General features: G+C 71.1%; 17 protein-coding genes. 12 read left to right on the top strand and 5 right to left on the bottom strand.

The annotated features are described in order from the left end of the window. Positions 1-215 precede the first annotated feature (215 nt). Complete coding sequence (locus OHS81_RS25110) at positions 216-788, top strand: hypothetical protein (RefSeq protein ID WP_328386913.1); 573 nt, start codon at positions 216-218, stop codon at positions 786-788. A gap of 94 nt (positions 789-882) precedes the next feature. Here the strand turns inward: OHS81_RS25110 and OHS81_RS25105 are convergent, their stop codons facing one another. Next, a complete protein-coding gene (locus OHS81_RS25105) occupies positions 883-1701 on the bottom strand; it encodes an isoprenyl transferase (RefSeq protein ID WP_328386912.1) in 819 nt (272 codons plus the stop codon). Positions 1702-1775: 74 nt separating this feature from the next. Beyond that, positions 1776-2522 (bottom strand): DNA repair protein RecO, encoded by a 747-nt coding sequence (gene recO, locus OHS81_RS25100; RefSeq protein ID WP_328391405.1) that lies wholly within the window; start codon positions 2520-2522, stop codon positions 1776-1778. Between the two features lie 271 nt (positions 2523-2793). Here recO and OHS81_RS25095 point away from each other — a divergent pair, with 271 nt between their 5' ends. From OHS81_RS25095 to OHS81_RS25065, 7 genes are all read left to right on the top strand, one after another. Next, the gene (locus tag OHS81_RS25095) at positions 2794-3078 is read left to right on the top strand and encodes a Scr1 family TA system antitoxin-like transcriptional regulator (RefSeq protein ID WP_328386911.1); all 285 of its coding nucleotides are present in this window, start codon (positions 2794-2796) and stop codon (positions 3076-3078) included. A 334-nt stretch (positions 3079-3412) separates the two neighbouring features. Then, entirely contained in the window at positions 3413-4843 is a 1431-nt protein-coding gene (locus OHS81_RS25090; protein ID WP_328386910.1) for an ATP-binding protein, read from the top strand. Beyond that, the gene (locus OHS81_RS25085) at positions 4840-5268 is read left to right on the top strand and encodes a roadblock/LC7 domain-containing protein (RefSeq protein ID WP_328386909.1); all 429 of its coding nucleotides are present in this window, start codon (positions 4840-4842) and stop codon (positions 5266-5268) included. Before OHS81_RS25090 ends, OHS81_RS25085 begins: the two co-directional genes overlap by 4 nt. Next, positions 5265-5627 carry a DUF742 domain-containing protein gene (locus tag OHS81_RS25080; protein WP_328386908.1) on the top strand — a complete coding sequence of 121 codons (363 nt, stop codon included), beginning with the start codon at positions 5265-5267 and terminating at the stop codon, positions 5625-5627. The genes OHS81_RS25085 and OHS81_RS25080 overlap by 4 nt, the downstream gene beginning before the upstream one ends. Positions 5628-5655: 28 nt before the next feature. Beyond that, entirely contained in the window at positions 5656-6234 is a 579-nt protein-coding gene (locus OHS81_RS25075; protein ID WP_328391403.1) for a GTP-binding protein, read from the top strand. Next, entirely contained in the window at positions 6231-7613 is a 1383-nt protein-coding gene (locus OHS81_RS25070) for a cytochrome P450 (RefSeq protein ID WP_328386907.1), read from the top strand. The genes OHS81_RS25075 and OHS81_RS25070 overlap by 4 nt, the downstream gene beginning before the upstream one ends. After that, a complete protein-coding gene (locus OHS81_RS25065; protein ID WP_328386906.1) occupies positions 7529-8764 on the top strand; it encodes a cytochrome P450 family protein in 1236 nt (411 codons plus the stop codon). The genes OHS81_RS25070 and OHS81_RS25065 overlap by 85 nt, the downstream gene beginning before the upstream one ends. Positions 8765-8894: 130 nt before the next feature. Here the strand turns inward: OHS81_RS25065 and OHS81_RS25060 are convergent, their stop codons facing one another. The 3 genes from OHS81_RS25060 to leuA form a co-directional block, all read right to left on the bottom strand. Continuing rightward, on the bottom strand, positions 8895-9593 hold the full coding sequence (locus OHS81_RS25060) for a TerB family tellurite resistance protein (RefSeq protein WP_311625190.1): 699 nt from the start codon (positions 9591-9593) through the stop codon (positions 8895-8897). A gap of 329 nt (positions 9594-9922) precedes the next feature. Beyond that, positions 9923-10957, bottom strand: a complete 1035-nt coding sequence (locus tag OHS81_RS25055) for an SGNH/GDSL hydrolase family protein (RefSeq protein ID WP_328386905.1) — start codon at positions 10955-10957, stop codon at positions 9923-9925. Between the two features lie 197 nt (positions 10958-11154). Further along, positions 11155-12933: a 2-isopropylmalate synthase gene (gene leuA, locus OHS81_RS25050; protein ID WP_328386904.1), complete on the bottom strand. Its 1779-nt coding sequence runs from the start codon at positions 12931-12933 to the stop codon at positions 11155-11157. 325 nt (positions 12934-13258) lie between these two features. Between leuA and OHS81_RS25045 the strand changes: the two genes are divergently transcribed. The 4 genes from OHS81_RS25045 to OHS81_RS25030 all read left to right on the top strand — a co-directional run bounded on the left by OHS81_RS25045 (position 13259) and on the right by OHS81_RS25030 (position 17464). Next, entirely contained in the window at positions 13259-14347 is a 1089-nt protein-coding gene (locus tag OHS81_RS25045) for a M4 family metallopeptidase (protein WP_328386903.1), read from the top strand. A gap of 112 nt (positions 14348-14459) precedes the next feature. Continuing rightward, positions 14460-14726, top strand: a complete 267-nt coding sequence (locus OHS81_RS25040; RefSeq protein ID WP_328386902.1) for a protealysin inhibitor emfourin — start codon at positions 14460-14462, stop codon at positions 14724-14726. Positions 14727-14831: 105 nt separating this feature from the next. Then, on the top strand, positions 14832-16205 hold the full coding sequence (locus tag OHS81_RS25035) for a GH1 family beta-glucosidase (RefSeq protein WP_328386901.1): 1374 nt from the start codon (positions 14832-14834) through the stop codon (positions 16203-16205). Further along, entirely contained in the window at positions 16202-17464 is a 1263-nt protein-coding gene (locus OHS81_RS25030) for an MFS transporter (RefSeq protein WP_328386900.1), read from the top strand. Before OHS81_RS25035 ends, OHS81_RS25030 begins: the two co-directional genes overlap by 4 nt. Positions 17465-17473: the final 9 nt, after the last annotated feature.

Genomic DNA, 17473 nt, shown 5'->3' with positions numbered 1-17473 from the left:
CTTCCGTCCCGCCGGTGACACGTCAGCCCCACCGGCACACCTCAGTCCCACCGGCACACCTCAGTCCCACCGGCGACACGTCAGCCCTTCTCGGGGCGCCACGCCCGCAGAGTCCGCGGCCCGCCGGACTCCCCGTTCGGCGGGTTGCGGCGCCGCAGCCCCCCGGGCCGGTCCCTCCGGCACGTCCCGGCCCGCACACGAGAGAGAACTCCTGCATGGTCACCCGCCGCCTGCTCGCCGCAGCCGCTGTCGCTGCGGCACTGGCCACACTCACCTCCTGCAAGGGCGAGGACGTGGGCGCCTCCCCGGAAGCAACCGCCTCGGCCGCCCCCGACGCCTCGTCCCCCGCGGCCGCGCCGTCCGGCTCACCGGCCCCCTCGGCCCCGGCCTCGCCCGTGAAGGACCTGCCGGTCGACCCGGAGCCGTCCTCCGACTGCACCCCCGCCACATTGGCCGAGGGGCACCGGATGGTGCAGGTCATGGGCGTGAGGCCGCAGGGCGCGCTGTCCGTCCGGGAGGCGGAGTTCTCCTGTGATCCCAATGGCGGAGGCTATGCGGGGACGGGGAAGGCCGCCCGCCAGCCGCTGGCGCCGGGGGCCACCGCCGAGCTGAGCACCGGCGCGACCGGCCACCGCACGGTGCCCCTCGCCACGCTCACGCAGCACCTCAGCGCCTGCCTGAAGCACGACCAGGTCAAGCCGCCGCTCGCCTGCTCGGGAGACATCTACGAGATCACCGTGAACGGCTCCGGCGCCGTGACGCACCTCCGCGAGATCTGGCACTCCTGACGGCACACGGCACAGACGGGCCAGGGGCCGGCGGCGTTCGGGCGAACGCCGCCGGCCCCTGGCCATGCCCCTGGACGTCTTACGCCCGGACGCCTCAGTTCGCGGACTGGTCCTCCGCCTCCGGCGCCGCCCCGAACCTGCGGTCCCGCTTCGCGTACTCCAGGCACGCCTGCCACAGATTCCGGCGGTCGAAATCCGGCCACAGAATGTCCTGGAAAACCATCTCGGCATAGGCGCTCTGCCAGATCAGGTAATTCGAGGTCCGCTGCTCACCGGACGGCCGCACAAAGAGATCCACGTCCGGCATGTCCGGGTAGTACATGTACTTCGCGATGGTCTTCTCGTTCACCTTCGACGGGTCCAGCTTTCCGGCCCGCACATCCGCCGCGATGGCCGCCGCCGCATCGGCGATTTCGGCCCGCCCGCCGTAATTCACGCAGAAATACAGCGTCATGGCGTCATTGTCCTTGGTCTGCTCCTGGGCGATCTGGAGTTCCTGCACCACGGACTTCCACAGCTTCGGCATCCGGCCGACCCACCGGATGCGGATACCCAGCGCGTCCATTTCGTCCCGGCGCCGCCGGATCACATCGCGGTTGAAGTTCATCAGGAAGCGGACCTCGTCGGGCGACCGCTTCCAGTTCTCCGTCGAGAAGGCGTACAGCGAAAGGTTCTTCACGCCCATTTCGATGCAGCCCTTGAGGACGTCCAGGACGACGCCCTCGCCGACCTTGTGCCCCTCGGTGCGCGGCAGCCCGCGCTCCTTGGCCCACCGGCCGTTGCCGTCCATGACGACCGCCACATGGTTCGGGACGAGCTCACCGGGGATCTTCGGCGGCCGCGCACCGGAAGGGTGCGGCTCGGGCGTCACGTACTCACGTCGATTACGGCCCAGAATCCCGCGTCGTGCCATGCGGCCCACGTCTCCTATGTGTCTTGAGGGCGTTTTTGCCTTGAGGGGCGTATGTGTCTTGAGGGTGGTGTTCGCTATTTCTCTACGTACCGGAGGGAACGCAGGCCCCGCTCCAGATGCCAGTGCAGATATGCCGTGACGAGCCCGCTGCCCTCCCGGGCATGACGGGCCTCGCAGGCGTCCGCGGTCTCCCAGTCGCCGGTCAGCAACGCGCTCAGGAGCCCGATGGCCTCAGAGGAGGGTACGACGCTCCCCGGCACCCGGCAGTCACCGCAGGTCACCCCACCCGCCCCCACCGAGAAGAACCGGTTGGGGCCGGGCAGCCCGCACCGTGCGCAGCTGTCGAAACTCGGCGCATAGCCGTTGACGGCGAGCGAGCGCAGCAGAAAGGCGTCCAGCACCAGATGCGGCTCGTGCTCGCCGTTGGCCAGCGTCCGCAGCCCGCCGACCAGCAGCAGGTACTGCTGTACGGCGGGCTCGCCCTCGTGGTCGGTGAACCGCTCGGCGGTCTCCAGCATGGCCGTCCCGGCCGTGTAGCGGGCGTAGTCCGTGACGATCCCGCCGCCGTACGCCGCGATCGTCTCGCTCTGCGTACACAGCGGCAGCCCGCGCCCGATCAGCTCGCTGCCGCGCGCATAGAACTGCACATCGACGTGCGAGAACGGCTCCAGCCGCGCCCCGAACTTCGACTTCGTCCGCCGCACCCCACGCGCCACCGCACGAACCCGGCCGTGACTCCGGGTGAGCAGCGTGATGATCCGGTCCGCCTCACCCAGCTTCTGGGTGCGCAGCACGATGCCGTCGTCGCGGAACAGACTCATGGCGCCATTCTCGCGCATGGCGGCGGGGCCGCCGCCCTCCGGCCCGCTGCGGCGTTCGGACCGGGCGCCGACCCCGACCGCGGCCTCGTACGCGGCGTCGCCCCGCCGGGCATCGGCCAGCCGCCGGGCGGCGGTCGTCGCACTTCCCCTTTGCTCGATCCGCTTCATCGCGTCCCCACCTTCCACGGCTTTCACTGTTCGCATACAGAGCGTGACGCTGCGGATCCGGGCCGCGCAATGAGATGAGCTCTACAGCCGCCTTGTAGAGAAGTTGCAGGGAAGCTCGCAGAGAAAAGGCGGAGGAAAGGGAGTCGCCGCCGATGCGCCGCACCAACCGGGGCGGGAATCCCAGAGGTCGGGCTCCCTGAGGCTCATACCATTCGATGACTCCCCGCCAACCGCTCTGCAAAGGGCGCGTATTGAGGGGATGATGCCGGACGATCCTGCCGTGGTGACGCGGGCACGGGCGGCCTACGATCTGATCAGGGCCGCCGCGCTGTCGCCGGAGGCGTCCCTGTCTCTGACCGGCTCGGCGGTGGAAGGCTTCCGACGATGAGCGAGTTCGTCCGGCCCGGTGCCCACCCTCCCCGCCCCCGGCTGGACCACCTTCATCGACTCCGTCAAAGCCGGTCATCTCGCCGCGTCCTGACCGCCTTTCACCAGGCGTTCACACCAGTCTCACAAAGGCCCCGCCATCCCACTGGATGACGGGGCCACATCACGTTATGGTCCGGGGCATCGCGGGCGGAAGGCGACCTTCCGCACTTCTCCGTCCCCCTGGGGAAGTGGCCCTCACGGCACGTCAACTGCCCGGTAGCATCCCGTGATGATCGGCAGCACAACGCCGTGATGGCCGGCCGACCCCGTCAGTACCCCAATTGAGGATCTCGATGACATCCATACCGGAGGCGCTGTTGTGGTGCCTCAGCGCAGGTACGGCCGCCGCCGTGGTCCTGGCGGCGCTCTCGATCCGCGCGCGCGGGCAGCGCGCCGGTCTGAGATCGCGCCTGTCCGCCGCTGAGGAACAGAACAGCGCCACGCTCCACAGCAATACGGAGCTGTCGGCCCGGCTGCGCGCCACCGAGGCCGAGATCCGGCACCTGGCCGGTACCCGGCTCCCCGACCTGACGCTGGCGCTGGCCCACCCGCATGTGCCCGTACCGGGACTGATGGACGCGCGGTTCGCCGGGACGGAGACCGACCAGGCACTGAGCGCCGTACTGGAACAGGTCAGCGACGCGATCACCAAGGAGCGGGCGCGCGTCGACGCCGCCGCCCAGTCGACCCTGCGCGGCGCGACCACCACCATCCAGGCGCTGCTCTACCAGCTCCAGTCGGCGCTGCAGGAGATGCAGCACCGCTACGACGACCCGAACGTCGCCCAGGACCTGCTGAACGCCGACTTCCTCAACGAGCAGGCGCTGCGGCGCATCCAGGCCACCGGTGTCGTCTGCGGCGCCTGGCCGGGTCTGACCCGCGAGGACTCCTACCTCGCCGAGCTGGTCGTCGGCGCCACCTCCCGGCTGCGCGGCTACGAACGGGTGCAGGTCAGCAACCAGTTGCGCGACCCGGTCGCCGTGGTGGCGCGGGCCGTCGAGCCGGTCGCGATCGTGGTGACCGAGCTGCTGGCCAACGCGCTGCACCACTCGCACCGTGAACTTCCCGTCACCATCACCCTCCAGCAGGGCAACCGCGGCGCCTCGGTCATCGTCGACGACTACGGCGTCGGGATGCACGACGACGAGCTCAAGGCCGCGATGGAGCTGCTGTCGGGTGACGACAGCCTGCTGCTCACCCAGCTCGGCGACCCGCCGCGGTCCGGGTTCGCGGCGGCCGGACAGCTGGTGCGCCAGTACGGCTTCGGGGTGCACGTCGAGCCGTCGCCGTACGGCGGTGTGCGTGCGGTCGTGTACATCCCGGGTGACCCCCTTCTCACCGTCCTCGACGAGAGCGCCCAGCCGATGTCCGTGATGGCCCCTCTGCCGCACCGTTCCGGGGTGCCGGACCGGGCCGGCTCCGCGCTGCCGACCGGCGCCACGACGCCGTCCCCGGCAACCGCCGCACCCGCCGCGCCCGCCGCACCGTCCGCGGCCTCGTACGAGGCGCCCGCCCCGCAGGCCGAGGGCGAGCTGCCGCGCCGGCGCCGCCGCAAGCCCGTCTCCGAACTCGATGAGGGTGCCGAGCGCACCGCATCGCTTCCCCCGCGCTCCCCGGAAGAGACCGGATCCCGTTGGGCCGCACTCCAGCGCGGTACCGAAACCGGCCGGGCAGCCGCCCAGTCAGAACCCCCTCGCAGTCCCGAAGGGAACGCACAGTCATGAACAGCCCCACCCGCCGCCGTGTCGCCGAGGACAAGTCCTGGGTGCTGGCGCCCCTCATGGAGTTGCCGCATGTGATTCACGCAGCCGTGATCTCCGGTGACGGTTTCATCGAGGGCGCCTCGCCGGGCCTGAAGCGTGACTCCGGCGAGGGTGTCGCCGCGATGATGTCCGCGCTCCAGGGCGCGGGCCGTGCCGTGACCGCGGCGTTCGCCGAGAAGGACGACACCCGGCTGCGGCAGACGGTCATCGAGTCCGACGAGGGCTTCGTCTTCGCAATACCCGCCGGCGAGAACACCTGCCTCGCCGTCTTCGCCGGTCCGGAGGTGAACATGGGCGTCGTCGCCCACCACATGCAGATCCAGGTGACGACCCTGGGCAACAAGGTCATGAACAGCCCGGCCCGGGATACGGGTAACCCCGTATGACCCCGCGCCAGAGCAGCGGCAGGCGCCTCGTCCCGGCCTATCTGGCCACCGGCGGACGCGCCCGTCCCAGCCGCAACACCCTGGACCGGCTCACCCTGCTGCACAGCGTCGGGATGCCGATCACCAGCGAGGTACGCCCGGAGGAGCACCGCATCCTGGAGCTGCTGCAGCCCGGGGCGCTGTCTCTGGCCGAGGTCGCCGCCCACCTTCACCTGCCGGTGAGCGTGGTGAAGGTGCTGGTGGCCGACCTCGTCGATGCCGGGCGGCTGAATGCCCGTGCCCCCATTCCCGAAGCCGAGCAATTCGACCGACAGATCCTGGAGAGGGTTCTCGATGGACTCCGCTCTCTCAAGTCCTAGCGCCCACGCCGACGCGAGCACCGGCAGCATGTACCTCTCCGGCGAGCACCAGACCCTGGTCAAACTCCTGGTGGCGGGGCCGTTCGGCGTCGGCAAGACCACGCTCATCCGCGCGTTGTCCGAAACCCCGCCGCTGCACACCGAAGAGGTCATGACCCAGACCGGCGCGATCATCGACGATCTCGCCGGCGTCCGGGAGAAGACCACCACCACCGTCGCCATCGACTTCGGGCGTCTGACGCTGCCCGGCGACCTGGTGCTGTATCTGTTCGGCACCCCCGGGCAGAAACGCTTCCGCCCTCTGTGGCAGGACATCGCCCGGGGCGCGCTGGGCGCCCTCGTCCTCGCCGACACCCGCCGCCTGGCGGACTCCTTCGAGGTCATGGACATCGTCGAGGAGGCCGGGCTGCGCTACGCGGTGGCGGTCAACACCTTCCCCGACGCGCCCCAGTACGACGTCGAAAAGCTCCGCGAAGCGCTCGATCTGCACCCCGAGACGCCGCTGGTGCTGTGCGACGCCCGCGACCGGGAGCAGTCCGTCGACGCGCTGATCTCGCTGGTCGGGCACGTCCTGGCCCACACTCCCGAGGAGAACCCGAACCCGTGACTTCCCCGCACCAGCCGGGAGCCGCACCGCCACCGGGCTGCCCGGCGCACGCCGCCACCCCGTACCAGCAGGCGCCGGGCCGGCCCGACGCCCACACCCCGGTGAAGCTCTACGGACCGGACTTCGCCGCCGATCCGCACCGTATCTACGACCGGCTACGGCAGTTCGGTGCGCTGGCCCCGGTCGAGATCGCACCGGAGGTGACCGCGATGCTGGTCACCGACTACCGGGCCGCCCTCGATCTGCTGCACGACGACGCCACCTGGTCCAAGGACTCGCGGGAGTGGATGACCACGGTCCCGCCGGACTCGCCGGTCATGCCGATGCTGATGTGGCGCCCCAATATCTTCTACGCCGACGGGCCGGCGCACGTCCGCTACCGGGACGTCGTCGTCGACAGCTTCAAGCTCGTCGAGCCGCACGAGCTGCGCGCCCGGGTCCACCACGCCGCGGACTCCCTGATCCGGCGCTTCGGCGCGCACGGCGAGGTCGATCTGATCGCCGACTACGCGCGGCTGATCCCGCTGCTGATGTTCAACAACCTCTTCGGGATGCCGGATTCGTACAGCGACCGGCTCATCACGGCCATCGGGGGCATGCTGGACGGCAACTCCCCCGAGGAGGCCGCGGCCGCCAACGAGGCCTACACCAGCTACATCATGGAGCTGGTCGGTATGAAGAAGGCCGAGCGCGGGCCGGACCTGACCTCCTGGTTCATGGACCACCCCAACGCGCTCAACGACGAGGAGCTGATCCACAACGTCATCCTCACGATGGGCGCGGGCAACGAACCGCTCGCCAACCTCATCGGCAACGCGCTGTCGCGGATGCTCTCCGACGACCGCTACTACCACACCCTCTCCGGTGGCGCGCTGACCGCACACGACGCCATCAACGAGGTGCTGTGGAACGACCCGCCGCTGACCAACTACTCCGCGCACTTCCCGGTCCGTGACGTCTTCTTCCACGGCACCTGGGTGCGCAAGGGGCAGCTGGTGATGGTGTCGTACGCGGCCGCCAACAGCCAGTTCGACACCACCGGGCAGACGGGCCCCGGCTCGGGCGGCGGCTCGCACCTGTCCTGGGCGGCAGGACCGCACGCCTGCCCCGTGAAGCGGCATGCGCTGCTGATCGCCACCACCGCGATCGAGCGGCTGACCGCCTGGCTCTCGGACATCGAACTCGCCGTGGACGCACGCGAGTTGGAGTGGCGCAACGGTGCGTTCCACCGGGCCCTGGCCGCGCTCCCGGCCCGCTTCACCCCGATCACCCCCGACCAGGCAGGAGCCACTCCATGGCACAACAGGGACAGCAGCCCTACGTCATCGACCCGGTCGGAAGCGACATCCACGGAGAGGCCGCCCGTCTCCGCGCGCTAGGCCCGCTGGCGCGCACCGAGCTCCCCGGCGGCATCGAGGCCTGGTCGGTCACCAGCCACACCCTGCTCAAGCAGCTGCTGACCGACGACCGGGTCTCCAAGAACCCCCGGGAGCACTGGCCCCTGTGGCAGCGCGACGACATCCGCGGCAGCTGGCTGCAGTCGTGGATCGGCGTCACGAACATGTTCACGGCGTACGGTGCCGACCACCGCCGGCTGCGCAAGCTGATCGCCCCGGCGTTCACCGCGCGGCGCACCGACGCCATGCTCCCGCGCGTGGAGGCCATCACCGCGGCCCTCCTGGACGACCTGGCCGCGCACCCCGCGGGCGAACCCGTGGACCTGCGCGCCCGCTTCAACCATCCGCTGCCGATGCAGGTGATCTGCGAGCTGTTCGGCTTCCCGGAGGGCGAGCAGCGCGGCGAACTCGCCCGCCTCGTCGCGGCCATCATGGACACCACGGCCACCCCGGAGCAGGCCGCCGCCACCGGCGCGGCCGTCCATGCGCTGCTGTCAGGGCTGGTCGCCGCCAAGCGCGAGCACCCGGCCGACGACCTGACGAGCCTGCTGGTCTCCGCGCGGGACGACGAGGGCGAGCGGATGACCGAGCAGGAACTGCTCGACACCCTCCTGCTCGTCATCGGCGCCGGCCACGAGACCACCGTCGACCTCCTCGGCAACGCCGTGCACGCCCTGCTCACCCACCCCGAACAGCTCAAACTGGTGCTGTCGGGCGAGGTTCCCTGGAACGACGTCATCGAGGAGACGCTGCGCTGGGCCCCCAGCATCGCCGCGCTCCCGCTCCGCTTCGCCGTGGCGGACATCGAGATCCCGGACGGCCCCACCATCCGCAAGGGCGAGGCGATCCTCCCGGCGTACGCGGCGGCCGGCCGTGACCCCGCGTTCCACGGCGGGACGGCCGACGACTTCGACATCCGGCGCAGCCATCAGGAGCACCTGGCGTTCGGCCACGGCGTCCACCACTGCCTGGGTGCCCCGCTGGCCCGCATGGAGGCGCGGATCGCGCTGCCGGCCCTCTTCGCCCGTTTCCCGGGGCTTCACCTGGCGCTGCCGCCCGGGGAGTTGGCGCCGACGGACGGCTTCATCTCGGGCGGTCTGCGCAGCCTGCCGGTGCGTCTGGCGCCGGCCTGAAGCGCCCGGCCGCTGCCGGTGTCCGGCCCCGTCGCCCTTGTGGTGGCGGGGTCGTTCCGGTTCCCGTGCAGCCGTCGCGCCGCGGGCCCGTCACGTAGGTTCCGGCGCATCCGGGCGGCCGTCCCGCCCCTCAGGACGGGGTACGCGCCGCCGCCAGCAGCCGGTTGGTGTCGGCGGGGCGGAGCGTCAGGGCGCTGCCGACGGTGCTCAGCACCTCGCGCTCCGCGGGCGTGTAGGAGCCGTCCGCGAGAGCGATACGGGCGCCCTGGAGGAGGATCGCTTCCCGGCCGGCGGGGGCGAGGTGCGGGGCGAGCGGTTCCAGCGCCTCGTGGAGCTCTATGGCCAGCGCGGTGCCGCACGGGTCCAGGCCCTGGGGCGCGCAGTGGCCGCCGGTCACCGCGTCGTAGGTGCCGGTGAGCCGGCCGGTGTCGGCGGCGAGGGCGGCGAGCAGGGTCAGCAGCTCGTCCTCGGAGCAGTCCGCGAAGCCGGCCGCGCGGACCGTGTCGACGGCGGTGTCACGGACGGCGCGGGAGGACGTGCCCCCGGCGGCCAGCAGGGCGAGGGTGACGGTGTGGACGGCGTCCCTGAGCATCGCGGAGAAGCGGACGGTGGTGGGGTGGTCGAGGGCGTCCGGGCCGAAGTGGCCGTGGCAGGCCGAGCACTCCAGGACCGGGCCGGTGGCGCCGCGGGGCACGAGCGGGACGCCGAGGACGGTGAGGCGGCGGCGGCCGGTCCGGCGGAGGTAGTTGCGGTCCCCGCCGCAGTCCGGACAGAAGAACTCGCCATCGGCGACGGTGCGCCAGGACGTGCGCACACCCATCACACACATCTTGTGCCTCACGTCAGCCCTCCGTAACTCCCCCGTAGCCCTCCGGGTACGGGTGGGGGTCCCAGGGAGTACCCCATGGCGCCCTCGCCGTATGGGACGTGATGTTAGCCACATACGTGATGTGGCGTCAGCACCTCGTACCGGACAACTGGCCGGATGACGAAGGCCTCTGCCCCCTCGCACGGGCGGGGCAGAGGCCTGTGGGCGCGGTGAACTGCGTGGCTGTCAGGAGGCGGGCGGCGGGTGAGGCGGTCGCGGGTCCCGGTGGCGCCGCGGGCCGGGCTTGGCCAAAACGGTGAGGGTGCGGCGGGAGCGCACCGGGTTCCCCGTCACCCCATCGAGGTCATCAGGGCCCGGGTCACCTGGTGTGTTTGGTTGTCCAGGCCGCGGGCGTTGGGGTGGACAAAGGTGCAGGCCTCGCCGGATCCGGGGATGGCCTTGCACAGCTCCGACGGCGTATCGGTCTGATCGCCGTCACCGGTGAGGTTGTCCCGGACGCCGTACATCCACTTCGCGTCGCCGGTCTTGCACACCCCGTGGTTCACGCTGGGCCCGTAGATGTCGGCGTAGAGCGCGGCGTGCTCCTCGGCGTGCCGGTGGAGCAGCCCGTTCAGGCGCTTTTCGAGGCCGTCCAGCCAGGGCATGTCGCCCTTCTTGACGCTGCCGAGCTGGTTCCAGTGCAGGAACGAACAGCCGGTGCTGTCCGGGACGATGGCGGGGTAGCCGACGACGGCGATCCTGGCGTGCGGCGCGCGCCGGTGGATCACCGTCATCATGCGGTCGAAGTCGGTGTCGAGCTGCGCGAAACGCTCCTCCAGCCAGCTCGCCCCCTCGCCGCCGCCGGTGTAGTGGTTGGTGCAGGGCTTGGTCTGCAGGGGCTTGGTGATGCCCAGTTCGAGGCACGTGCTCACGATGGACCCGAAGCCGAGGGAGTTGCCGCCGATGCCGACGGTGACGTAGTCGGTGTCGGGGGACAGCGCCTCCACCTGCGGGGGCAGATCGGTCCAGCCGCCCGGGGGCGGGACCGACGGCGGTCCGTAGATCTTGGCGGCCGGCTGCGGTCCCAGAACCCCGTCGACCACCTCGGCGGCCCCGCAGGTCACGTCCGTCAGGTGGAATCCCAGCTGACGGGCGACCTGGTGCGGATAGTTGCGCGCGGAGCGGCCGCAGCCGTCGTCCTCCTCCCAGGGGCGGACGAACACCCCGGCGCTGTAGGAGTCGCCGAGCGCCACATACTCCGGACGGTCCGCCGCCCGGGCCGGTGCGCCCGAGGCCGTCGGGGCGAGGGCGGCGGCCACCACGGCCAGCGAGGCGGCCGCCGCCACGAGGAGCCGGGAGAGTGCGGGCATGCCGTGTCTGGTCATCTGCACGTCCTTGGTGTCCGGCGTCGCGGCGTGTCCGACGAGCGCCGGTCACCAAAAGTACTGATGCGTTTACTGACCGTGACGTGCCGGGGATTCAAACCCCACCTTCAGGTGGCGGGGTCGCACAACGGCGCCCCCGCCGCTCGGGGAGAGCGACGGGGGCGCGTGCGGGACGGTACGGCTGCCGGGTCCCCGGGTCAGCGGCCCGCGCGGTTCACGGCGGAGACGACGGCCTTCAGCGAGGCGCGCGTGGTGTTCGCGTCGATGCCGATGCCCCACAGCACCTTGTCACCGATCGCGCACTCGATGTACGAGGCGGCCAGCGAGGAGGCGCCCTCGCTCATGGTGTGCTCCTGGTAGTCGAGCAGCCGCGCGTCGATGTCCATGCCCTGCAGCGCGTGGAAGAACGCGGAGATCGGGCCGTTGCCGGTACCGACCAGCACGGTTTCCGCACCGTCCACCTCGGCTTCGACGGTGAGGCTGTCGATGCCGTCCTTGTCGGTGGTGGTCTGGCCGTTCTTGACCTGGATACGGCCCCACGGGTTGTGCGGGTTGGGCAGGTACTCGTCCTGGAAGGCGGACCAGATGGCGGTGGGGGTGACCTCGCCGCCCTCGGTGTCGGTCTTCTCCTGGATGATCCGGGAGAACTCGATCTGCATCCGGCGCGGCAGGTCCAGGTGGTGGTCGTTCTTCAGGACGTAGGCGATACCGCCCTTGCCGGACTGCGAGTTGACGCGGATGACCGCCTCGTAGGAGCGGCCGACGTCCTTGGGGTCGATGGGCAGGTAGGGGACCGCCCACTCGATGTCGTCCACGGTCTTGCCGGCGGCGGTGGCCTCGGCCTCCATGGCGTCGAAGCCCTTCTTGATGGCGTCCTGGTGGGAGCCGGAGAAGGCGGTGTAGACCAGATCGCCCGCGTAGGGGTGGCGCGGGTGGATCTCCATCTGGTTGCAGTACTCGCTGGTGCGACGGATCTCGTCGATCTGCGAGAAGTCGATCTGCGGGTCGACGCCCTGGGAGAACAGGTTCATGCCCAGCGTCACCAGGTCGACATTGCCGGTGCGCTCGCCCTGGCCGAACAGGCAGCCCTCGATACGGTCGGCGCCCGCCATGATGGCCAGCTCGGCGGCGGCGACGGCGGTGCCCCGGTCGTTGTGCGGGTGCACGGACAGGCAGACGTGCTCGCGCCGGGACAGGTGGCGCGACATCCACTCGAAGCGGTCGGCGTGCGTGGACGGCGTCGAACGCTCCACGGTGGCGGGCAGGTTCAGGATGATCTCGCGGCCCTCTTCGGGCTGCCAGACGTCACAGACCGCCTCGCAGACCTCCAGCGCGAAGTCCAGCTCGGTGTCGGTGAAGATCTCCGGGCTGTACTGGTAGCCGAAGACCGTCTCGTCGCCCAGGATCTTGTCGGCGTACTCCATGACCAGCCGGGTGCCGTCCACGGCGATCTGCTTGACCTGCTCCTTCGAGCCGCGGAAGACGACCCGGCGGAAGGTGGGCGCGGTGGCGTTGTACAGGTGCACGGTGGCCCGGTGGGCGCCGCGCAGCGACTCGACGGTGCGCTCGATCAGCTCCTCGCGGGCCTGCGTCAGGACGGAGATCGTCACGTCCTCGGGGATCGCGCCCTCTTCGATGATCGAGCGGACGAAGGCGAAGTCGGTCTCGCCGGAGGACGGGAAGCCGACCTCGATCTCCTTGTAGCCCATGCGTACCAGCAGATCGAACATCTCGCGCTTGCGGGCCGGCGACATCGGGTCGATCAGCGCCTGGTTGCCGTCCCGCAGGTCGGTCGAGAGCCAGCGGGGCGCGGCGGTGATGCGGTTGTCGGGCCAGGTGCGGTCGGGGATGTCGACGGCTTCGTAGCTGCCGTACTTGTGGACCGGCATACCGGAGGGCCGCTGCAGCTGCGTCGCGTTGGTGACCGGGGTGGGCCGGCCGACGGGATGACCTGCGGGGCTCGACGGATTCGTCATGGTGCGTGGGGCTCCTCGTGTGTCCGCTGGGGTCCCCCTGCTCCTGGGGAGTCAGGGAGGGCCGACGGGGCGAAAAGATCGCAACACCGAACTCCGCGGGGAGGGGGTCGGCCTACGACTACAGGCCCTCACCGCGGCAGCTAAGGAGAAGCAGCCCGAAACGCATGATGCACAGCACCTTAGCCGAGGTCGGCCCTGGAGGGCGGTCGCGTATCAGTATGCGGGACCGGGCGGACTTTGTTCCCCAAATGCGACCAACCACACTTTTTCGGGAATTTCAGCCGCAGGCAGTGACAGCCGCATTACACAGTGCCACCGTTTGTCCATGGACCTCAACGACGCGCAGTCAGATCCCGCCACCGGCCACACGCCCGTCTTCTGCACGATCATCCCGCCGCACATCCTCGACAACCTGGCGCAGTCCGACGACCCGGAGCGGCACGAGCCCGCCCGCCGCACCCTGGAGCACGACCACGCACGGCGCACCGAGCGCCGCGAGCTCGCCGCCCGCGGCGGGCTGACCCCGGGCGAGCCCGGCGCCTCCCCCGACAAGCCGAACCGCACCGTCTACGACGCCCGGCACCAGGAGAACCTGCCCGGTCACAAGGTGCACGCGGAGAAGGACGGCCCCGTCAAGGACGCCTCCGTCAACCGCGCCCACGCCGGCCTCGGCGCCACCTTCGAGCTCTACCTCAAGGTCTACGGCCGGAAGTCCATCGACGGCGCCGGCCTGCCGCTCAACGCCACCGTCCACTATGGCCAAAAGTACGACAACGCCTTCTGGGACGGCGAGCGGATGGTCTTCGGCGACGGCGACAACGACCTGTTCAAGGACTTCACCATCCCCGTCGACGTCATCGGCCACGAGCTCACCCACGGCGTCACCCAGTACACCGCCAACCTCACCTACGAGGGCCAGCCCGGCGCCCTCAACGAGTCCGTCTCCGATGTCTTCGGCGTGCTGATCAAGCAGTACGCCCTCGGCCAGACCGCCGACCAGGCCGACTGGCTGATCGGCGCCGACCTCCTCGGCCCGAACGTCACCGGCACGGCGCTGCGCTCGATGAAGGCCCCGGGCACCGCGTACGACGACGACGTCCTGGGCAAGGACCCGCAGCCCGCCACGATGAAGGGCTATGTCCGCACCACCGACGACAACGGCGGCGTCCACATCAACTCCGGTATCCCCAACCACGCCTTCTACCTGGCCGCCACGGCCCTCGGCGGCAAGGCCTGGGAGCGGGCGGGGCAGGTCTGGTACGACGTCCTGACCGGCGGCAAGCTCTCCGCCGACGCGCAGTTCGCCGACTTCGCCGCCCTCACCATCAAGGCCGCCCAGGCCCGCTTCGGGGCCGGCGACGAGCACGAGGCCGTGGTCAAGGCCTGGACGCAGGTCGGTGTGACCCCGAAGTAGCGGCGCCACGAGGTCCGCGGGGCGGGCGCCGCCGGCAGGCGCGCCCGCCCCGCGCGCGGTTAGCGTGGCCGTACGGGGTAGAAGTCCGTCGGAGGACGTCGGAGGAGTCGTTATGCGCATTCACGTTCATCGCACCGGCGGTTTTGCGGGCGTCGACCGCCGCGCCGAGGTCGACACCTCGGGCCGCGCGGACGCCGAGGACTGGCAGACCCTGGCCAAGGACGCCGTCGCCACCGGCCGCACCGAGCCCCCCGTCGGAGTGCCGGACGGCTTCAGCTACCAGATCACGGTCGACGGCCGGACAGTCTACTGCTCCGACCCCCGGCTCACGGACGAACAGCGCAAGCTGATCACCAAGGTGATGAAGGAAGGGGCTTAGCGGCCGGGGCGTCACCACCTGCCGGGGGCGGTCTGTGCAGCGCCCCAACTTCCCGTCGCCACCCGCCCCTTGACACCGTTACCACCGGTTACAAAGATCCGGCCCATGACGACCGAACCGGTGCCCGCCCCGCTGCCCCGCTTCCCCCGTGACTTCTTATGGGGGGTGTCCACGTCCGCCGCGCAGATCGAGGGGGCGGTGGAAGAAGACGGACGGGGGCGCTCCGCCTGGGATGCTTTCGCGGCGCGGGCCGGGCGGATCAAGGACGGGTCGGATCCGCGGGTGGCGACCGGCCACTACCACCGCTACCGCGAGGACGTGGCGCTGCTGGCGGAACTCGGGGTCGGGGCGTACCGGTTCTCGGTGGCCTGGCCGCGGGTGGTGCCGGACGGGGACGGGGCGGTCAACGGCGCGGGGCTGGACTTCTACGACCGGCTGGTGGACGCGTTGTTGGCGGCGGGCATCGCACCGGTGCCGACGCTTTTCCACTGGGACACCCCGCAGGCGCTGGAAGAGCGCGGCGGCTGGCTCCGGCGGGAGACCGCCGAGCGCTTCGCGGCGTATGCGGACGTGGTGGCGGGGCGGCTCGGGGACCGGGTCGAGCGGTGGATCACCCTCAACGAGCCCGCCGAGGTGACCTTGCTGGGGTACGGGCTGGGACAGCACGCGCCGGGGCGGCAGCTGCTGTTCGACGCGCTGCCGGCCGCGCACCATCAACTGCTGGGACACGGGCTGGCCGTACAGGCGCTGCGGGCCCGCGGGGCGCGGAGCATCGGGATCGCCAATTCCCACGGTCCGACCTGGACGGCGAGCGCGTCGGAGGCGGACACCGAGGCGGCCGGCCTCTACGACCTGCTGCTCAACCGGCTGTTCGCGGAGCCGGTGCTGCTGGGGCGGTATCCGGACGAGGAGCTGGCCGCGCTGCTGCCGGGGCCGGTCGCGGAGGATCTGAAGATCATCGCGGAGCCGGTGGACTGGTACGGGATCAACTACTACCAGCCGACGCTGGTGGGTGCCCCGGGGGCGGAAGAGGCCGCAGGGGCCGACTTCGGCGGGATCCGGCTGCCGCCCGAACTGCCCTTCGCTCCCCGGGAGATCGAGGGCTACCCCCGCACCGACTTCGGGTGGCCCGTGGTGCCCGGGGCGCTGACCGAGCTGCTGGTGTCGTTCCGGGAGCGGTACGGGGACCGGCTGCCGCCCGTCGTGATCACCGAGAACGGGTGCTCGTACGAGGGGACCGAGGACCGGGAGCGGATCGCGTTCCTGGACGGGCATCTGCGGGCGCTGCATGCGGCGATGGCGGCCGGGGTGGACGTGCGGGGCTACTTCGTGTGGTCGCTGATGGACAACTTCGAGTGGGCGGAGGGGTACGCCCGGCGGTTCGGGCTGGTGCACGTGGACTACGCGTCGCTGGAGCGGACGCCCAAGGCCTCGTACCGGTGGCTGCAAGGCGTGCTGCGGGAGCAGGCCCGGGGATGAGCGGCCCGGCTCCCGAGGCGCTTGCGGAGCCGTCGCGGCAGGCCGGGCGGGCGTGGACCGCCGCGCTGTCGCTGGCCAACGGGGCGATCTGGGTCGGGTGGTACGGGCCGCTGCAGATCCTGCTGGCGCTGCAGGCCGCGCAGCTCGCGCCGCCGGGAACGCCGAAGGAATCGGTGCTGGCGTGGGTGACGGGGGCGGGGGCCGTCGTCTCGATGGTGTCCAACCCGCTGTTCGGGGCGCTGTCGGACCGTACGGCCTCGCGGTTCGGGCGGCGTACGCCGTGGATCGCCGCGGGGGTCGCGGGCGGGGCCGGCGCGCTCGTCCTGCTGGCCGGGGCGCGCACGGTGGCGGTGATGGTGCTGGGGTGGTGCCTGGTGCAGCTCACCCTCAATGCGGCCTTCGCGGCGATCACCGCTGCGGTGCCCGACCGGGTGCCGCGGCGGCAGCGCGGGGCGGTGGGCGGCTGGCTGGGTGCCGCGCAGATCCTGGGCGTGGTGGCCGGGACGGGCCTGGCGACGGCCGCGGGGGGCGTGGCGGCGGGAGGGGTGGCCGCGGGCTATCTGGCCTGCGCCGGTTTCGTGGTGCTGGGCACCCTCCCGTACGTGCTGTGGCACCGGGACCCGGTGCTGCCGGCCGGGCGGCGCCCGGCGCTGAGCCTGCGGGCGCTGGCCGCCGGGTTCTGGATCAGTCCGCGCCGCCATCCCGATCTGGGGTGGGCCTGGCTGACCCGGTTCCTGATCAACCTGGGCAACGCACTGGCCCTGCTGTACCTGCTGTACTACCTGCGCGATGTGCTGCACCGTCCCGACCCGGGCGGCGGGGTGCTGGTACTGACCGCGGTCAACGGCGTGACCCTGCTGGGCACGGTCGTGGTCGGGGGGTTCTGGTCGGACCGGGCCGGGCGGCGGCAGCCGTTCGTGCTGTGGTCCGGGGTGATCATGACGGTGGCGACCGGGCTGCTGGCCGGGTGGCAGACCTGGCCGGGTGCGCTGTGCGCCGCGGCGCTGCTCGGGGTGGGGTTCGGCGTCTTCACCTCCGTCGACTTCGCGCTGATGACGCAGGTGCTGCCGGCCGCCGCGCACCGCGGCAAGGACATGGGCATCATCAATATCGCCAACGCGCTGCCGCAGGTCGCCGCCCCCGCGCTGGCCGCGCCGATCGTCCATCACCTGGGCGGCTACCGGATGCTGTACGCCGTCGCGGCGGCGGTCGGGCTGGTGGGGGCGCTGCTGGTACGGCGGATCCGGGGCGTGGCCTGAGGGCTGCGC

Source organism: Streptomyces sp. NBC_00400 (genome assembly GCF_036048035.1).
Classification (GTDB): Bacteria; Actinomycetota; Actinomycetes; order Streptomycetales; family Streptomycetaceae; genus Streptomyces.
Note: the sequence above shows the minus strand (reverse complement) of the source record. Positions and strands in the feature narration are given on the sequence as shown.